1 pseudogene is annotated in these 231 nt (G+C 65.4%); it reads left to right on the forward strand.

The features are described 5' to 3' along the window. Window positions 1–42 precede the first annotated feature (42 nt). Window positions 43–153 (forward strand): annotated as a pseudogene (locus GVK32_RS29605) (hypothetical protein); the annotation flags it as partial. Between the last annotated feature and the right edge of the window lie 78 nt (window positions 154–231).

Here is a 231-nt window from a genome sequence, read left to right on the forward strand (position 1 = left end):
GAATGACGAAGCGGCGCTAATGCGCGAGCTGCGCCTGTTCCGCCGCCGGAAGCGGATGAGTGGTGTCACTATGCCTACTGGCTGCAGGCGGCGCTGGCGGAGGTGAATGACGAAGCGGCGCTAATGCGCGAGCTGCGCCTGTTCCGCCGCCGGAAGCGGATGAGTGGTGTCACTATGCCTACTGGCTGCAGGCGGCGCTGGCGGAGGTGAATGACGAAGCGGCGCTAATGC

It is taken from the genome of Klebsiella sp. 18074 (assembly GCF_902705905.1).
Lineage (GTDB): Bacteria > Pseudomonadota > Gammaproteobacteria > Enterobacterales > Enterobacteriaceae > Klebsiella > Klebsiella terrigena.